Origin of the sequence: Paenibacillus graminis (assembly GCF_000758705.1) — a bacterium.
Lineage (GTDB): Bacteria > Bacillota > Bacilli > Paenibacillales > Paenibacillaceae > Paenibacillus_AQ > Paenibacillus_AQ graminis.
Window position 1 is genome coordinate 387611 of record NZ_CP009287.1, and the last position, 17785, is coordinate 405395.

The following is a 17785-nucleotide window of genomic DNA, read 5'->3' on the forward strand; positions in this document are numbered from 1 at the left end:
CGGAACCCGTATCCGCCCAGGGCAGCTTGTGGTATAAGCTGCCCTACATTAGCTGCCCTCTGATTTTCAGATGGCGGTACAACCAATATGCCGAAACCGAGCACAGCAGCGCGCACAGTCCGATGAAGCCGTAGCCGGCCTGCAGCCCGCGCAGCAGCCCGGCTCCATCCTCCTGCCCCCCGGAGAACAGCTGCTTGATCCCCTCGGTGATCGCACCGATGAAGTAATTGCCGAGGACGCTGGCCACACCCATCAGAGTGACGATAAAGGTGATGGCCGTATCGCTGCCTTGGCGGTAACGGTCGGCGATCAGTGCCATAATGGTCGGGTAGATGGGGGCGATGCCGACACCGGCGATGGCGAACAGGATCGCTCCCGATTCGCCCCAGAGAATGGCAGCGAATGTGCAGATGCCCGAGAAAGCGGAGAACAGAATCAGGGACAGGGCGAAGCCGATTTTGTCGGTGACAGGACCCAGTACGAGCCGGGCCAGTGTGAAGCAGAGGAAAAAGGCCGACAGCATGCCCGCAGCAGACGAAGCCGTCCAGCCGTAGGCTTTTTCCAGAAAGTTGACCAGCCAGCCGCCCACAGCCAGCTCCGAGATAACGCCGAACGAGAGAACAGCTACCAGCAGCCAGATGACCGGATCACGGGAGATAGCGGACAGCGGAATCCGGTCCTCTGTAAGTGTGGCATCACCTGGAAATTTACCCAGAAAAGCTGGAATCATAGGAATCATGGACAGCATCAGAATAATCAGATAGACTCCCCGCCAATCCAGCATATGGCCAAATACGGTTACTGTCATCAGCCCGGAGGAGATCAGCGGAGCGACTGTCGAGCTTAGGCCGTAGAAGAAGTGCGACAGGTTCATCATGGTCCCGGTATTCTTCACAAAGATTCTTGCCCCAAGCACAGCCAGCCCGATTTCCAGCATGCCGTTGCCGATATACATCAGGAAAAAAGAGCCCGACAATACCGGATAGCTGTGGGACAGAAAGATGAACACACCGGAGACGGCCATGGAGCCGAAAGCGAGCAAGCTGACTGCCTTGATGCCGATCTTGCGGATCAGCAGGGCGGTGAAGGTGCAAGCCAGCAGGTATCCAAGTGAGTTCAGGGACAGCAGAGTGCCGAGCTGCATTTCGTCCAGCCGCAGGTCGCTCTGGATGCGCGGGATGGCGGGACCTTTAATATTTTCAGAGAAGCCAAAGACCAGAAAGCCGACGAATACCGTCAGCAGCTGCAGAATATAATTGCGTTTGGATGAGGCGGGATGGAGAGTCGTGTCAGCTTTCAAGATATACCTCCAGGTGAAAGTAAGACATAGGTTAATGGAAAAAGCGCATAGGGTCCATTATACCACCGTTTACTCTATCCAGGGAACAAGGTTCGGATGCTGGTCAAGAATGGATGAATACTGTTCTTTCCAGCCGTACTGCCCATCGGGATCAAGCAGCATATAGCGCAGATACTTATCCAGGCGGTATTCCGCCTTGGACCAGCCCAGATGCTTCAGCCGCAGGTTGCTTAACAGATGGGGGAGCTCAAAAATATTCTCCGGCAGCCGCCCGCAGTGCTGGGGAAGATCATTCCACGCAAAGTTGAAATCTTTACGGTAGCGGAGCAGAAAGGGCCGGTACCGCAGGTGGGAGCGCCAGTATTCATCTTCACGGTAATGCCGGTCGTCCCAGAAATCGTACAGCCTGAAGCAGAACAGGTCGCAGCTCTCATCACCAAGCAGGCTGTCGATATCACTGGCAAATCTGTCTTCAAAAATCTCATCCGCATCGAGACAGAGAATCCATTCAGGATTGCTCTTCACGACCTCCTCCCACTGCTGCCTGCGCAGCTCGGATTCATTGCTGAACTTGGAGACGCTGTTGCGCACAAGGTGCAGCGGAATACCCTGCAGAACCTCCCGGCAGATATCAGCCGTGTCATCGGTGCTGCCATCGTCAATGATAACGGCCTCATCGATGTACTTGCGGTGCATCTGCAGAACCTGCCGCAGGAAGCGCCGGCCTTCATTTTTGACCACCATGGTTAAGGTCAGCTTGGGCCGGGGGGAAGCGCTCTGCCCTGTAAAAGCCGCGGCAAATTCAGCCGCCGCCCGGCCGGTTTTCTGGACACCTGTCTCCTCTTGCTGCAGCGGGTCCTTGCTCAGGCGCTGCCGGGCCCTATCCTCTGTCCAAGGCCGGGCCCCGTCCCGGGCGGCGGATGGTGCCGCTTGCCCTTCCATGTCTGCCGTTGTCACTGTCACTGTATTGGCTTCCGTTCCCCCCGGTACATCCGCCTTGTCTGCTGATTGGGCCTTAGATCCCTGTATGTCTTCTGCCGTCCTTTCATGGATTGCGTCCTTCCTGGCCGGGGCATCCGGCTCGATTACCGTCGTAAGCCGGATGAAATCCGGTACCTTGTCAAGGTCGCTGTCTCTGTACAGGTGCAGTGCGGGATAATGGGTATCCACATACAGCGGGATACCCAGGGCGGCGGCACGGATGCAGAAGTGGCGGTCTTCGCCCCAGTAGGAGATATTGCGGATTCTGTCATAGCTTGCGCCTGAAGCGATGGCCCGGCTGCTGATCAGGGTGCAGGCGCCCAGGCCGCCGACTTCATAAATGCCCGGCACCTGCAGTTTGGCCAGAAATTCATGGAATCTGTGGTTGATCTCCTCCTGGCTGAGCTGTTCGCCCGGTTCTGCTTCCCATTGGTTGTATTCATCATGCATCCAGACCTGAGGCTGCAGTATAGTTCCCGGTTGCCAATGCGTCCAGAACACCTCGGAAATAATATCCCTGCCGGTTCCGGTCAGATGCAGGAGGGTGTCCGGATGCAGGATCAGATCGGAATCGATCAGGAACAGATAATCGTAGCCGAAGGCTTCGGCCCGCCGGATCATCAGGTTTTTGAAGCCTGCGACCTTCCAGACCAGGTTCGAATTCCAGAAATGGGTGGTATCATTGCGGATATAGGCATCATGCAGCCCGGAGGATTGGAGGAAGACTTCATTTCCGCCGGCTGCGAAGGTTTCAAGCAGACGGCTGGATTCCTCCTCGTCGTTGTCATCGATCAGATAGAAGTCCAATTCCAGGCCCTCGCGGTTCAAACGCAGCAGAGAATCCAAAAAATGCTGCAGAATATGCGGCTTCTGGTGGATCGGGCTGCCGATCAGCACCCGCTTCTTGCTCTCGCTCATTATGGTCCACTCCAGTACAAAGAGGTGTAATGGTTATACGTATTCAATATATTTACAGAAGTACTAGACTAACCCTCATTTTAGCGGAATCCGTTAAAAGATTGGGTCTGCGGTAGAATGTTATGCAGGACCATTCATAGGAGGGGAAGGCTGCCAAGATCTCGCTTTTCATTTTCCTGCGTGTTACAGTAATGTTAATTCTAATCCATTGTAATTCCGACTATTCCGATATATAATTCAAAAACAAAGAGTGAAGCTGCTCATAGACAATGGAGGAGAGAGATATGCGTAAAGGGTTATCTGGGGTTATAGCTATAGTATTGTTAACATTTTTGATTAGTGCGTGCTCCGGGGGGAATAACGCGGCAGCACCGGCAGCAAGCGGTACACCTGCGGAATCACAGCAGCCGGCCGAAGGGCCAAAGGATGGAGGAAACCTGATTATCGGAGTTGCAGCCGATCCGGTAGTGCTCAATCCTAACTATGCGGGCGACCGTGTCAGCCTGACCATTGACCAGGCGCTGTACGCACCGCTGTTCCAGGTCAACAACGGGAAGAAAACCTTTTATCTGGCGGACAGCCTGACACCATCTGCCGATAATCTTACCTATACATTGAAGCTGAAGAGCGGACTTACCTGGCATGACGGGGAGAAGCTTACAGCCGATGACGTAGTGTTCACTATCGAGAAGATTCTGGATGAGAAGCAGAACAGCTTCCTGCGGGCCAACTTCCTGATTAACGACAAACCGGTCACAGCCACGAAAGTGGACGATCTCACTGTGGAGTTCAAGCTGCCGCAGGTCAGCCCGGCTTTTGAAGCTACGCTGGTGCAGGTCACTCCGATTCCCAAGCATATTTTTGAGAACGAGACTGATATTGAGAAAAGCACCAAAAATGCTGCTCCCGTCGGCTCCGGTCCCTTCAAGTTCAAGGAATACAAGGCAGGCGAATATCTGACGCTGGAGCGTTTTGACAACTACTTCGGCGGCAAGCCGCACCTGGATTCGGTCACCTACCGGATTGCCAAGGATACGAATGCTGCCAACCTGGCCCTGCAGAATGGCGAAATTAATGTGCAGTACCTGGATCCAAAGGATGTAAGCACCATTCAAGCTACCAACAACTTTGAAATCCTGCCGTACGCCGAAGGACGCTTGTCCTATCTGATGTTCAATGCGAACAGTGATACCGGTGCCCTGGCCAAAAAAGAAGTCCGTCAAGCCCTGTCACTGGCGCTCAGCCGTGATGAATTGATCCAGACGGCCTACACTTCGGGCGAATATGCCGATCCGGCCAAGTCTTTCCTGACTCCGGATGCACTGTACTTCACCAATGATGTGCCTACCTACGATAACGATCCTGCCAAGGCCAAAGAACTGCTGCAATCGGCAGGAGTCAGCAATCTGAAGCTGAGATTTATCGTACAGAGCGGCAACAAGGCGCAGGAAGCCATCTCGCTGTATGTGCAGCAGAAGCTGAAGGCAATCGGCGTGGAGGTTAAACTGCAGAATATGGATTCCTCTGCCTGGGTACAGAAGTTCATCGACCTGAAATCTGCCGATTATGAACTTGCTCTGACCGGATATATTATGGGCTATGATCCGGATGCTTACCGCATTCTGTTCACCTCTGGCGGGTCTTCGAACTATTCGCATTATGCGAACCCGGAAGTCGATAAGCTGCTGAATGAAGGTGCGGGTGAAGCCGACACAGCCAAACGTGCGGAAATTTACAAAAAAGCGCAGGAGCTCGTCGCCCAGGATGCGCCGATCTATCCAATTGCTTATACCAAAACCGTTGTCGCTGTATCCAAGAACTACGGCGGTCTTGAAGAAGCGGTGCTGAAGCCTGTTGTTATTTTCGAAGACCTGTCCAAGATCTACCAGAAGTAAGCGCGGGGAAAAATAAGTGCGGGAGAAAATAAGCTGGGCGGCCCAGCTTATTTTTTTGCCGATAGGGAGCGGGAGAAGCTGCGTATGAGACAACTCATCGTCCGAAGATTGCTGCAAACACTGCCGATGCTGTTTTTTGTATCAGTAGTGTGCTTTACCATGATTAAACTGGCTCCGGGAGATCCGGTGCTGTCTTTTGTTACACCGAATATGCATGCGGATGACATTGAGCGTATCCGTCATAACCTGGGACTGGACAAACCGGCCTATATTCAATATTTTATCTGGCTGAAAGAAATGGCTAAAGGGAACTTTGGGTATTCCCTGGTTAATCACCAGCCTGTACTCGGGCAAATTCTGGAGCGTCTGCCGGCAACGGCCGGTCTGATGGGCAGCGCAATTGCACTGGCTGTACTGCTGGCGATTCCGCTCGGCCTGATTGCCGGCGCGAACCGCAACCGCTGGGCCGACAAGCTGATTAACTTTATTTCCTATGTAGGAATCTCCATTCCTTTATTCTGGCTGGCGATTCTGCTGATGTATCTGTTCGCCATTAAGCTGCATTTGCTTCCCAGCATGGGAATGCGCACGATTGGTGTCGAATCGGCAGCGGATGTGCTGAAGCATGGAATTTTGCCCTGCTCGGTGCTGGCCTTTGGTTTCCTCGCCGGGTATGTGCGCTATATCCGTTCCGGTACAATTGGGCAGCTGAAGGAGGAATATGTGCAGATTCAGTATGCCTTCGGCTCCAAGAAGTCGACGATCCTGTTCCGGCATGTCATGAAGCATGTGCTGCTTCCGGTCATTACGCTGCTGGGGATGTCCATGGGCGATCTGGTGGCGGGCGCCATCGTGACTGAGACGGTTTTTTCCTGGCCGGGCATCGGCTCGCTGGGCATGACAGCGGTCAAAGGAATGGATTACCCGGTGATTATGGGGATTACCCTGTTCTCTTCACTGATGCTGATCTTTGGCAATATGGTAGCGGATATACTCTACAGCTTCGTGGACCCACGAATCAAACTTAAGGGGTGATCTCATGAACCGCAGTAAATGGAAAAATGTAAAAGACGAACTGTTTGCCAACGGTCTGGGCGTCGCCGCTGTGCTGATTCTGGCGGTCTTCACGCTTGGGGCAGTGTTTGCCTTTCTGTCCGGCTATGATCCGAATGCGATGGACGCCATGGCCCGTCTCACGCCGCCGGGGGCCGGCCACTGGTTCGGGACGGATGACTATGGCCGCGATTATCTGGCGCGGGCGCTGTATGGCGGGCGCATCTCTCTCTTGGTCGGCTTCGCTTCAATGATCGTGGCAACCGGCATTGGAGTAACGATTGGTGTATTCAGCGGCTATTTTGGCGGCTGGCTGGATAATCTGCTGATGCGGATGGTGGATGTGGTCCTGTCGATCCCGTCCTTTCTGATTCTGCTGCTGCTCAGCGTGTATTTGAAGCCAAGCGTCGGTAACATTATCATTATTATTGCCCTCTTAATGTGGATGAACGTAGCCCGGGTCGTCCGGGCCGAGACCATGACGATTAAGGAACGCGAATATGTGCTGTACGCCAAAGCCTCAGGCCAAAGTGCCTCCGGCATTATATGGCGGCATATTCTTCCCGGCCTGGTGCCGGTCATTATCGTAGGCGCGACCAACAATATCGCTTCGGCGATTATGATGGAATCGTCGCTGAGCTTTCTCGGCTTCGGGGTGCAGCCGCCGAATGCGACCTGGGGCAGCATGCTGAACAGCGCACAGGGCTATATTGCCCAGGCGCCTTATCTCGCGCTGTTTCCGGGTCTTTTGATCCTGCTGACTGTACTGAGTTTTAATGTACTGGGTGATATTTTGCGTGTCGGCTTTGAACCGAAGCTGACGCGGAGATAGGGAGAGTGAAGTTATCATGACGAAGCGGCTGCTGTCTGTTGAGAATTTACAGGTTTCGTTCGCGACCCGGGATGGGGAGAACCAGGCCGTCCGGGGGGTCAGCTTTCATATAGATACCGGTGAAACAGTAGGTATTGTCGGGGAATCCGGCAGCGGCAAAAGCGTAACGGCCAAAGCAATCATGTCGCTGATTACTCCTCCGGGCCGTATAACGGCCGGGAATATCAGGTTTCGCGGCGAAAATCTGACCGGACTATCGGAGAAGGAGTGGCGGAGTCTGCGCGGCAACCGGATCGCGATGGTTTTTCAAGACCCGATGACCTCCTTGAATCCGGTGAAAAAAATCGGCCAGCAATTGACGGAGGTCATCCGCAGGCACCGTGGACTGAACAAAGAAGCGGCGTTTGCCGAAGCGGCCAAGCTGCTGCGCCAGGTAGGCATCCAGCATCCGGAGCAGCGGCTGAAGCAGTATCCGCATGAATTCAGCGGCGGGATGCGGCAGCGGGTAATGATCGCGATGGCGCTGTCCTGCCAGCCGGAGCTGCTCATTGCCGATGAACCGACAACGGCACTGGATGCCACGATACAGGCGCAGATTCTCGATCTGTTCAAGGAGCTCAAAGAAAGTTCCGAGACGGCGATTGCGTTGATTACGCATGATCTCGGAGTAGTGGCGCAGGTCTGTACCCGTGTGATTGTCATGTACGGCGGGTTGATTATGGAGGAAGGAACGGTGGAGGATATCTTCTACCGCCCCCAGCACCCATATACCCAAGGCCTGCTGCGCTCCATTCCGAAGCGCGGCGGAGGCTCGCGCGAGCGGCTGATTCCGATTGAGGGCACTCCGCCCGATCTGCTCGACCCGCCGCCCGGCTGTCCGTTCATGGAGCGCTGCCCCCATGCTTTTGGCCGCTGCAGCGAACGTCCGCCTGTCGTAGAGCACGCTGCAGGCCACCGCTCTATGTGCTGGCTGTCCGAGGGGAAGCGGAATCAGGCGGCATATGCCGAGGGGAGGATTTCCGGTGAGTGAGAGCAAAATATTGGTAGATGTGAATAACCTCCAGAAGCACTTCTCCAAAGGCAAGGATTTGCGCGGACGCGATACTGCTGTATTGAAGGCAGTCGATGGTGTCAGTTTCCAGATCCGCCAGGGGGAAACCTTCGGGCTGGTGGGTGAATCCGGCAGCGGGAAGTCTACAGTCGGGCGCTGTCTGCTCCGGCTGTACGACTATACCGGCGGAGAGGTGTTCTTCGATGGACAGCCGCTCGGCAAGCTGGGAGAGAAGGGGCTGAAGCCTTTCCGCCGCCGCATTCAGTCGATCTTTCAGGACCCGTATTCTTCGCTGAATCCGAGTCTGAATGTGCTGGAGCTGATCAGCGAGCCGATGAAAATCCACGGCATTTACCAGGGGGAAGAGCGCAAGGAAGCGGCTGCGGCGCTTTTGGAACGGGTAGGACTGAAGAAAGAGCATCTGTACCGCTTTCCCCATGAGTTCAGCGGCGGGCAGCGCCAGCGCATCTCCATTGCCCGGGCGTTATCGGTCCGGCCTGAATTTGTCGTCTGCGACGAGCCGATTTCGGCACTGGACGTTTCGGTTCAGGCCCAGGTTGTCAATATGCTGGAGGATCTGCAGTCGGAGTTCGGGCTGACCTATTTGTTCATTGCCCATGACCTGTCGATGGTCCGGCATATTTCGGACCGCATCGGCGTCATGTATAATGGACGCCTGGTTGAGGTAGCGGACAGCGATGAATTGTATGACAACCCGCTTCATCCCTACACCAAAGCACTGCTGTCCTCTATATTGGAGACTGACCCGCGCAAGGGCAGCCAGAGAATCAGGCTGGAAGGTTATTCTGGAGGAAGCGGTGCGGATGCCCAGGCAGTGCTCAGGGAAGTAAGCCCCGGCCACTATGCGGCTGTTGACTGAGCGTGGACAGCACCAATGCAACCTACAGGGAGTACTCAGGGAAGAAGCTCCGGCTACTATGCGGCTGTTGATTGAGCATAGCCGCACCCATGTACAATCTCAGGCAGTGCTCAGGGAAGCGAGCCCAGGCTACTATGCGGCTGTTGGCTGAGCATAGCCGCACCATATGCACAACCATAGTGGGAGGTTTTGAGATGATAGGGACGATAGACAAGATAAAATGGGAGGTTTTGAGATGACAGAGACGCTAGGCAAGGTGAAGCTGTCGCAGTGGGATGCGCTGCTGGTAGAATCACTCCGTTCCCTCGGCTGGTCCGATGAGGAACTGCTCCGCAGAGTAGAGGCAGGCGAGCTGCCGGTAGATGAGAGCGAATACCATTTTGATTATGCCCAGCTGACCCATCTTGCGGGGGAGCAGCCGGAAGTGTTCCGGCAGGCGGTAACGCAAGGCTACCAGATCAAATACAATACGATTCGCGGCATCCGCAGCTGGATTTTCGTTGCCCTCGGTAAAGAGGCCGAGCTGGAGCTGGAGGAAGGCAAGGAAGCGGCGGAAGTGACATTGACCGAGTCTGAGCATGAAAGACTCGAAGCCGTGATCTCTTTCGGCTGGCGGATTACAGGTGGTCCTTCGGGCACAGAGGGTACCGGAGTATACCGGATTGAACCTATCCAGAGATAAATTCAATGTGAAGAATAACTGCCCCCCGGCTTTGCACCGGCGGGGTTGTTTTGTATTTATTTAGGTAATTAGATTTTCTCATTTTGGATAAGATGTGTATAAAGTTGGAGGTAATTTGAGGTGGAATTTAGCGTGCTCACTCAAAAGAGGTGGAAATTAGTCGAATTTGATAGCCTTCATGAGCCTTTTTTCTAAATAGCGCCTTTCGTAGAAGTGGCTGAGCAGGGCTAGTTGGAAAAAGGGAACTTATTTCTCCTCAAAATCAGCAATTGTGAGATTAAAGTGGAAAAAGGGAACTTAATTGGTCCATATTTTCTCGCAAGGAGCGAAATGAGCTGAATTAGTTATCCTACTTCACCTGCGGAGATAGGGTGCACGGGCCAATTTAGTTATCCTTTTTCCACTTGGAATGGCCGAAGGATTCATAAAGGGTTCTCAAGGCAGCGCTAAACTGAAATTCCAAACGGCTACGTTGTCCGGTGAAGGAGGGGGCAGCCGTATTTAGTACAAATATAAGGATGTATATGTTTCACGCTACAAATCCCTTATATTCCTCGCTGAAATGGTATTGTTGTTCTTTTAGAGGACAGTGAAGCCGTTTCTGCTTGAAGGGAAGTTCAAACGTCTCCGGTGCTGATCTGCCGGTAGCGGGTTCACTGATTTAGCCTGGGGCAATAGTTGTACCGTTGACTGTATGGTTGTTCTTTCATTGGCTGTATTGGGATTTACTTGGGTGTATTTGGTGTATGGGGTTATATTGGTGTTTTTAGCTGTATTGATTGTCTTAATTGTATTGATTGTAGTGGCTGTATTGATTGTATTGATTGTATTGATTGTATTGATTGTATTGATTGTATTTGCTTATTCCATTCTGTTTCCTTCTGAAACGCACGCTGCATAATAGACGTATGATAAGAAACAAAAAAATGGCAAGAGCTGTTGAGAATTAGATAAGAACAAAACCTGTTAAGTTAGAGCGAACTGAAGAGTGGCTGAGTACAGCCGGCAAGTTTATGATTAGGGAGGGGAAAATCAAGTGCTGAAGTGGAAGCGTAGTGACATCACCTTGTTCCAGAGTGAGCTTTATGAGACCAATTCACTGGTTATTGAGAGTGCCGAACATGTGCTGGTCGTTGATCCTTGCTGGCTGCCGCGCGAGGTAGAGGAGATCCGTCAATATGTCAGCGGCATCCTTGGCGGAAAACGTCTGCTGCTGTTGTTCACTCATTCTGATTTTGATCATATTATCGGATATGGGGCCTTCCCGGAGGCTGAAATTATAGCAAGCAGGGGCTTTGCAGACAAAAGCCTGGAAGCGCGGGAAACGATTCTGGAAGAGATCCGTATCTTTGATGATGATTACTACCTGACAAGGCCTTATGAGATCGCTTATCCAGTTGTGGATCATATCATGGAGCAGGATGGCCAGGAGATGATATTCGGGGAACTGCGGCTTACGGGTTATATGGCGCCGGGTCATACCAATGACGGTTTGTTTACGGTGATCGATTTACCCGGAGTGGTCATTGCCGGAGATTATTTGTCGGATGTAGAGTTTCCTTATATTTATGACAGCAGTACTGCCTATGAAGCTACGCTTGACAAGGTGGGGCAGATTATAGCTCAGCATCCTATCCCGCTGCTCATCCCCGGACATGGGGAGGCAGCAGAGAGTCTGCTTGAGATCGAGTGCCGCAGGGCAGCGGGACTGGGCTACATCCGCAGCCTGCGCGCGGCTGTCGCTGCCGGGGACCGGGCTGCGGCGGATCAGCTTATTACAGGCTGTGCCTTCCCCCGCAATATGCGCAAATTCCACCGCAGCAACCAGGAACTGATGCAGCAGGAGCTGCTCTATGGGGCGAATGAAACTGCCGGTTTTGTTTGATGGCAGCTCTGCAGTGGATCAGAGCACAATTACCGGGGAACGTTGCGGTAACGTCCTTTGAAGTCTGTGCCCATGGCCCAGCCCGAACAGTACGTGCGGCCCCGGGCTAGCGTAAGACTGCAGCCCCAGTACCGGGTTTCCTGTCGTGGTTCGTCTGTCACCGCTAGCGGTATTCATGCCCTGATCCCCCCGTGTTGGAAGCACCCTTACATATTCAACTGGATTTTGCGGATGCTGAGCACCCCCTCCAGACCGGTAGGGTCTGTGCTTACTTTGCGGGAGACAAAGTTCTCTGCCTGTTCCGAAGTGCGGATGCGGAGCGGCTTGGTCTCCATATGCACCAGGTTCCACATAACTTCGGCTACAGAATCTGCCGTCTGAGGCACCACATTACGCTGGAGGAACGCCTGGGTATATGCCTCAATTACCGGTTTGTATTCGTCATCGAGCACCCCTCCGGTATCGGATACATGCCCGAGCACGGTGTTGTTGAATTCCGTCGCAATAGCGCCCGGCTCAAGCAGGGAGATGTCAATGTTGAACTGCGGCTTATAATATGTAGCCATACTTTCAAGAAGGCCTTCCAGTGCGAACTTGCTCGCACAGTAGATCTCATTCATGGGCTGGCCCACCAGTCCGCCTACGCTGGAGGTGGCTACGATATGTCCATAGCCGGTCTTGCGCAGCAGCGGAAGCGCTGCCCGGATCGTATGCATGACTCCATAGACGTTGGTATCAAACACGCGGTGAATATCCTCTACCGGTGCTTGCCCAAGCGCTCTGAGGTAGCCGAATCCGGCATTGCAGAACAGCACATCTAGCGCGCCTTGCTCCTGCTCAATCTGATCGATGACCTGCTGAATACTCTCAGGTTGTGTAACTTCCAGCTCTACAAATTTCAGATGCGCCACATCGCTGTACCGCTCCTGATCGCGCTCCAGGTTGCGGGTTCCGGCATAGACGGTCCAGCCTTCCTTGGCGAATTTCAGGGCCGAAGACAGGCCGATGCCGGATGAAGCGCCGGTAATACAGATAATTTTACCCATAAAGGATACCTCCATTTTTTTACACATTATAGCACACTGAGGCCTGGTTTTTGTCATGCTCGACATAAAGTTTGTTTTTTCGCAGATTTGACAGGTCATTCAGTTGCTATAAGTGATTTCGGTACTGTAGACTGTATATAAAGACCTAATCGCAAGCGAATAGAGAGGAACAGAGGAATAATGGATGTGTTTAAGCGTTATTATGCCAATTTAACAGTCCGGCGCTTTTTGATCCTGGCGCTGATTGCACTGCTGCTGTACAGTATCCGGGATATGCTCAATCTGGTGCTGCTGACGTTTCTGATTGCTTATGTGATGAACAGCTTTCAGGTGCTGCTGTCCAAGCGGATCGGCAAATTCGTCAAGGTGAACAGCAAGGTTATTATTATCATTTTATACCTTGCGCTAATTACGATGATCGTGCTGGCGCTCGTCAAATATCTGCCCAAGGTGTATACGCAGATTAAGCAGTTAACTGATTTTTTGACCACTCTAACTCCTGATGATCTCCCGCAGAACGAAATTACACAGTACATATTCAATCAGCTGAAGGATTTGAACTATGAGTCCTATGTGACCCATGGCATTGGATATGTGCTCAAAATCAGCAACTGGGGGACCACCTTCGTATTAGCAACCATTCTGAGCTTTGTCTTCATTCTGGAGAAAAACCGTATTGTAAGCTTCACCTCCCGCCTGAGAGACAGCAAGATTTCCTGGTTTTATGTGGAACTGGAATACTTCGGCAAGAAATTCATCTCTTCTTTCGGCAAAGTCATTGAAGCGCAGATTCTCATTGCCTTGTTCAATACCTTGTTTACTGTAATTGGCTTATGGATACTGGGCTTCTTTTTTGAGCCGTTTCCGTATCTGTTCGCGCTGTCGATTATGATCTTCCTGCTCAGCCTGATTCCGGTAGTAGGGTTTGTGATCTCACTTATTCCACTATGTATTATCGCGTACAGTATCGGCGGGCTGGCGATGACGCTATACGTGCTGGGACTGATTGCCGTGCTGCATTTCATGGAGGGCTACTTCCTGAATCCGAAGCTGATGTCCTCCAAAATGAACCTGCCCATGTTCTACACCTTCATCGTGCTGCTGTTCTCCGAGCATTATATCGGCGTATGGGGACTAATCCTCGGTATTCCCATTTTCGTCTTTTTCCTTGATATTCTGGATGTTACCCGGGAGAAGCCGGAAGTGTAGGCCGCACCAAGACATAGCAATTTCAGCATACTATAAAAGTGACATTCGACTGATTCTGGTTTGAATGCCGCTTTTTTTAGTTCGTGTGGATATAAGAATAATCGTTGCAGCCAAAAGATAACGGGAGGATTTCAATGATCAGATATCCGTCTTTACAAGCAGGAGCTGTGATGGGGACAACCGCCCCTTCATCCGGGGTGCCAACGGAAACGCATGCATTGCTTAAGCTTGCGGTTAGCCGCATGGAGTCCAAGGGCTTCAAGATGGTATGCGGAGATACAGTATGGACACAGGCCAAAGCTGCATCAGCGCCGGCGAAGGTGCGTGCGGCCGAATTCAATCAGATGATGGCAGACGAGAGCATTCAGCTGATTATTCCTCCTTGGGGCGGAGAGCTGCTGATTGAAATTCTGGAGAATATTGCTTGGGATCAGATAAAGAATAAATGGATCTTGGGATATTCGGATATTAGTGTGCTGCTGCTGGCCGTCACTCTGAAAACGGGAATTGCTACGGCACATGGGACAAATCTGATTGATCTCAGAGGGGGAGTTACGGATGAGACTACAGGGAAGTGGCCAGAGGTGCTCGCTGTGCAGGTGGACGAATCCATTCTTCAGCATTCATCTTCGTTGTATCAAAAGGAATGGAACTTTGCGGAACCCTCGCCTTGTGTATTTCATTTGACGGAGCCAACCTGCTGGAAATCCGTATCCGGTGCGGATGTGCATATGCGGGGCCGCCTGCTTGGCGGGTGCATCGATGTGATCAGACACTTGATTGGGACACCGTTCGGGGATGTGCGGCATTTTCAGCAATATTACACCGGGAACGAACCGATCCTGTGGTATTTGGAAAATTGCGAGATGTCAGTAACCGACCTGCGCCGGTCGCTGGTTCAAATGAAGCTGGCAGGCTGGTTCCACAATTCGGCAGGGCTGATGTTTGGCCGGAGTGCTGCGAACCGTCCAGTGGAAGACTATACAGTGGAAGATGTGTACCGGGCCTTGTCGGAAGAACTCCAGATTCCGGTTATCTACGATATCGATTGCGGGCATGTCCCGCCACAGCTTACCTTCATCAACGGCGCGTACGCCGAGGCAGGGCTGAAAGCCGCTGAGGGCAGCGGCTCAGTGAAGCAGACGTTCAAGCCGTAGCCTGCTGGCAAAAGGATGGCGCTGTCCCAAGGGATAAAGGATCTCTGATTTCGGAGAACCGGGCTACTGGGCCAAATGAGAGTCAGAAATACCTTTTGATTTCGCCAGAAGTAGGCTAGTGGTGGAATGAGAAGGTAATCCAAGTGGAAAAAGGGAACTTAAATTCCTCAGAAATCAACAATTTCGAGGCTCAGGTGGAAAAATGGACTTCCGTCAAGAAAGTGGACACAAAAAAATAGATTTATGCAGTCTTTCTCTTCTTGAACTTCGCTGCAAATTGGGCAGGGGAAACATAACCCAGCGCACTGTGGATTCGCTTGCGGTTATAAAAAAATTCAATGTACTGGAACATCTCGTCCTGCGCGTGCTGCTTCGTTTTGAACTTGGTGCAATAAACAAACTCTTTCTTTAGTACGCTATGAAAGGATTCGATGCAGGCATTATCATAGCAATTTCCCTTACGGCTCATGCTCGCCTTCATGTGATATTTTTTCAGACGTTTACGGTAATCGGCAGAGGCGTACTGTGATCCCCGATCGGAGTGATGGATGAGTCCCTTTGGGGGCCGCTTGGCCTTGTAGGCGTCGTCCAGTGCGCCCAGTACCAGATCCGTCGTCATTCGTTCCTCCAGTCTCCAGCCGACAATTTCTCTCGTGCAGAGGTCGAGCACACTGGCCAGGTACAGCCTTCCTTGCCGGCAGGGAATGTAGGTAATGTCTGTGACCCAGACTTTGTTAGGCTCAGCCGTCGCAAATTTTTGATTCAGCAGATTGGGAGCAATGGGCAAATTGTGATTGGAATCCGTCGTTTTTACACGAAACCGCTTGGCTACACAGGAACGTAATCCGAGCTCTCGCATGTATTTTCCTACCGTCCGCTCGCTAATGGTGAACCCTTCTTTCAGCAAAAGCTCGGTAATTTTGGGGCTAACATAACGTTGTCTGTTGTCCTTGAAATGATAGATGATCCGCCGGAGCACTAGCGCCTTACGCTCGGCTTGAGGGCTCGAGGTAGCACTTCGCCATTTGTAATACCCGCTCCGGGACACTTCAAAAACGCTGCACATCTTCTCCATTCGAAACTCGGAGCGATGATCTTCGATGAACTGAAATCTCAGTTCTTTGGTTTGCTGAAGATGTGCACAGCTTTTTTTACGATGGCGAGCTCCTCTTCGACGTCTGCAATTCGCTGCGCCCTTGCCTGTAATTCTTGTTCTTGTTCCGCCAGTCGCTGCTCAAGTTCGCGAACTTTTTCCGCACTGTTTACAGGTTCATTCCCGAACTCCCGATACTTTGCCAGCCAGTTGTGCAGTACGCCAGGGGAGATGCCCAGCTCCTCCCCAATCTCCGTCACCGTCTTCGTCTGTTCCTGAATGTACTTGACCGCTTCTCTTTTAAATTTTTCATTATACCGTTGCCGTTGTTCACCCATGTGAACACCTCCTCGTTAAGTTCATTATTCATACTCTCTTAACGGGTGTCCACTTTTTATTCTACTTTCAAAAGGGAACTTAATTCAGCAATATTCCCTTATCTGGAGCGAAACGGACTGGATTAGTGTCCCTTTTTCCACTTAGCCTGCCGGGCTGCTTGGTGCTTAAGCAAATTAGGGATACTTTTTCCACCTAAGCAGCAAACGAAGGGCCAAGAAGGCATACCCTCCTCACACAAACTTCTTGACAGGACACTGCCTGCTGCAAGCGGCAGGGCATGAAACAACGGCAGAAGTGCCGTTGTCGGAGCCGCCGCAAGCGGCAGGGCGTGAAACAACGGCAGAAGTACCGTTGCTGGAACCGCCGCAAGCGGCAGGGCGTGAAACAACGGCAGAAATGCCGTTGTCGGAGCCGCCGCAGGCCGCAGGGCATGAAACAACGGCAGAAATGCCGTTGCTGGAACCGCCGCAAGCGGCAGGGCGTGAAACAACGGCAGAAATGCCGTTGTCGGAGCCGCCGCAGGCCGCAGGGCATGAAACAACGGCAGAAATGCCGTTGCTGGAGCCGCCGAAAGCGGCAGGGCGTGAAACAACGGCAGAAATGCCGTTGCTGGGGCCGCCGAAGCGGCAGGGCGTGAAACAACGGCAGAAATGCCGTTGCTGGGGCCGCCGAAGCGGCAGGGCGTGAAACAACGGCAGAAATGCCGTTGCTGGAACCGCCGCAAGCGGCAGGGCATGAAACAACGGCAGAAGTGCCGTTGTCGGGGCCGCCGAAGCGGCAGGGCGTGAAACAACGGCAGAAATGCCGTTGTCGGAGCCGCCGCAAGCGGCAGGGCGTGAAACAACGGCAGAAATGCCGTTGTCGGAGCCGCCGCAAGCGGCAGGGCATGAAACAACGGCAGAAGTGCCGTTGTCGGGGCCGCCGAAGCGGCAGGGCGTGAAACAACGGCAGAAGTGCCGTTGCTGGAGCCGCCGAAGCGGCAGGGCGTGAAACAACGGCAGAAATGCCGTTGTCGGAGCCGCCGCAAGCGGCAGGGCGTGAAACAACGGCAGAAGTGCCGTTGTCGGAGCCGCCGCAGGCCGCAGGGCGTGAAACAACGGCAGAAGTGCCGTTGTTTCACGGCCCTCCTCACGGCCCTCCTCACGGCCCTCCTCACGGCCCTCCTCACGGCCCTCCTCACGGCCCTCCTCACGGCCCTCCTCACGGCCCTCCTCACGGCCCTCCTCACGGCCCTCCTCACGGCCCTCCTCACGGCCCTCCTCACGGCCCTCCTCACGGCCCTCCTCACGGCCCTCCTCACGGCCCTCCTCACGGCCCTCCTCCAGGCCCCTGCCTCCCGTAGGCCGCCCGCCGCTGGCAATAAACAGGCTGTCCCCTAAGCAGATATTCTGCGGAGAGGACAGCCTGTTTTTCAAGACCCTATAGAGACGGAACGGCCCGTCGGGTGTAGAGTGTATGTACCCT

General features: G+C 53.0%; 15 protein-coding genes. 9 read left to right on the top strand and 6 right to left on the bottom strand.

The genetic code is table 11. The features are described from left to right. Positions 1–43: 43 nt before the first annotated feature. Both PGRAT_RS01725 and PGRAT_RS32080 read right to left on the bottom strand, forming a co-directional pair. A complete protein-coding gene (locus tag PGRAT_RS01725; protein ID WP_025705166.1) occupies positions 44–1300 on the bottom strand; it encodes an MFS transporter in 1257 nt (418 codons plus the stop codon). Positions 1301–1369: 69 nt separating this feature from the next. Further along, positions 1370–3199: a glycosyltransferase family 2 protein gene (locus tag PGRAT_RS32080; protein ID WP_025705165.1), complete on the bottom strand. Its 1830-nt coding sequence runs from the start codon at positions 3197–3199 to the stop codon at positions 1370–1372. A 284-nt stretch (positions 3200–3483) separates the two neighbouring features. Between PGRAT_RS32080 and PGRAT_RS01740 the strand changes: the two genes are divergently transcribed. From PGRAT_RS01740 to PGRAT_RS01770, 7 genes are all read left to right on the top strand, one after another. Then, the gene (locus PGRAT_RS01740) at positions 3484–5094 is read left to right on the top strand and encodes an ABC transporter substrate-binding protein (RefSeq protein ID WP_025705164.1); all 1611 of its coding nucleotides are present in this window, start codon (positions 3484–3486) and stop codon (positions 5092–5094) included. A gap of 84 nt (positions 5095–5178) precedes the next feature. After that, positions 5179–6129 carry an ABC transporter permease gene (locus PGRAT_RS01745; protein WP_025705163.1) on the top strand — a complete coding sequence of 317 codons (951 nt, stop codon included), beginning with the start codon at positions 5179–5181 and terminating at the stop codon, positions 6127–6129. Positions 6130–6133: 4 nt separating this feature from the next. Then, positions 6134–6979: an ABC transporter permease gene (locus PGRAT_RS01750; protein ID WP_025705162.1), complete on the top strand. Its 846-nt coding sequence runs from the start codon at positions 6134–6136 to the stop codon at positions 6977–6979. 16 nt (positions 6980–6995) lie between these two features. Then, on the top strand, positions 6996–8009 hold the full coding sequence (locus PGRAT_RS01755; protein WP_042265894.1) for an ABC transporter ATP-binding protein: 1014 nt from the start codon (positions 6996–6998) through the stop codon (positions 8007–8009). Further along, positions 7981–8910 carry an ABC transporter ATP-binding protein gene (locus PGRAT_RS01760; RefSeq protein WP_042265896.1) on the top strand — a complete coding sequence of 310 codons (930 nt, stop codon included), beginning with the start codon at positions 7981–7983 and terminating at the stop codon, positions 8908–8910. Before PGRAT_RS01755 ends, PGRAT_RS01760 begins: the two co-directional genes overlap by 29 nt. A gap of 235 nt (positions 8911–9145) precedes the next feature. Beyond that, the gene (locus tag PGRAT_RS01765; protein WP_025704012.1) at positions 9146–9592 is read left to right on the top strand and encodes a hypothetical protein; all 447 of its coding nucleotides are present in this window, start codon (positions 9146–9148) and stop codon (positions 9590–9592) included. Positions 9593–10628: 1036 nt separating this feature from the next. Continuing rightward, entirely contained in the window at positions 10629–11477 is an 849-nt protein-coding gene (locus PGRAT_RS01770) for an MBL fold metallo-hydrolase (protein ID WP_025704761.1), read from the top strand. 206 nt (positions 11478–11683) lie between these two features. Here PGRAT_RS01770 and PGRAT_RS01775 read toward each other — a convergent pair whose 3' ends face one another. Next, positions 11684–12523, bottom strand: coding sequence for an SDR family oxidoreductase (locus PGRAT_RS01775; RefSeq protein WP_025704760.1), 840 nt, complete (start codon positions 12521–12523; stop codon positions 11684–11686). Positions 12524–12703: 180 nt separating this feature from the next. On the opposite strand from PGRAT_RS01775, the gene PGRAT_RS01780 reads away from it, so the two are divergent. Both PGRAT_RS01780 and PGRAT_RS01785 read left to right on the top strand, forming a co-directional pair. Then, positions 12704–13732 carry an AI-2E family transporter gene (locus PGRAT_RS01780; RefSeq protein ID WP_025704759.1) on the top strand — a complete coding sequence of 343 codons (1029 nt, stop codon included), beginning with the start codon at positions 12704–12706 and terminating at the stop codon, positions 13730–13732. A gap of 134 nt (positions 13733–13866) precedes the next feature. After that, on the top strand, positions 13867–14889 hold the full coding sequence (locus PGRAT_RS01785; protein WP_025704758.1) for a S66 family peptidase: 1023 nt from the start codon (positions 13867–13869) through the stop codon (positions 14887–14889). 241 nt (positions 14890–15130) lie between these two features. Here PGRAT_RS01785 and PGRAT_RS01790 read toward each other — a convergent pair whose 3' ends face one another. The 3 genes from PGRAT_RS01790 to PGRAT_RS33920 form a co-directional block, all read right to left on the bottom strand. Next, on the bottom strand, positions 15131–16096 hold the full coding sequence (locus PGRAT_RS01790; RefSeq protein WP_218918645.1) for an IS3 family transposase: 966 nt from the start codon (positions 16094–16096) through the stop codon (positions 15131–15133). Then, a complete protein-coding gene (locus PGRAT_RS33960; RefSeq protein ID WP_042265905.1) occupies positions 16003–16320 on the bottom strand; it encodes a transposase in 318 nt (105 codons plus the stop codon). Before PGRAT_RS33960 ends, PGRAT_RS01790 begins: the two co-directional genes overlap by 94 nt. Positions 16321–16551: 231 nt before the next feature. After that, positions 16552–17736 (bottom strand): hypothetical protein, encoded by a 1185-nt coding sequence (locus PGRAT_RS33920; RefSeq protein WP_179945396.1) that lies wholly within the window; start codon positions 17734–17736, stop codon positions 16552–16554. Between the last annotated feature and the right edge of the window lie 49 nt (positions 17737–17785).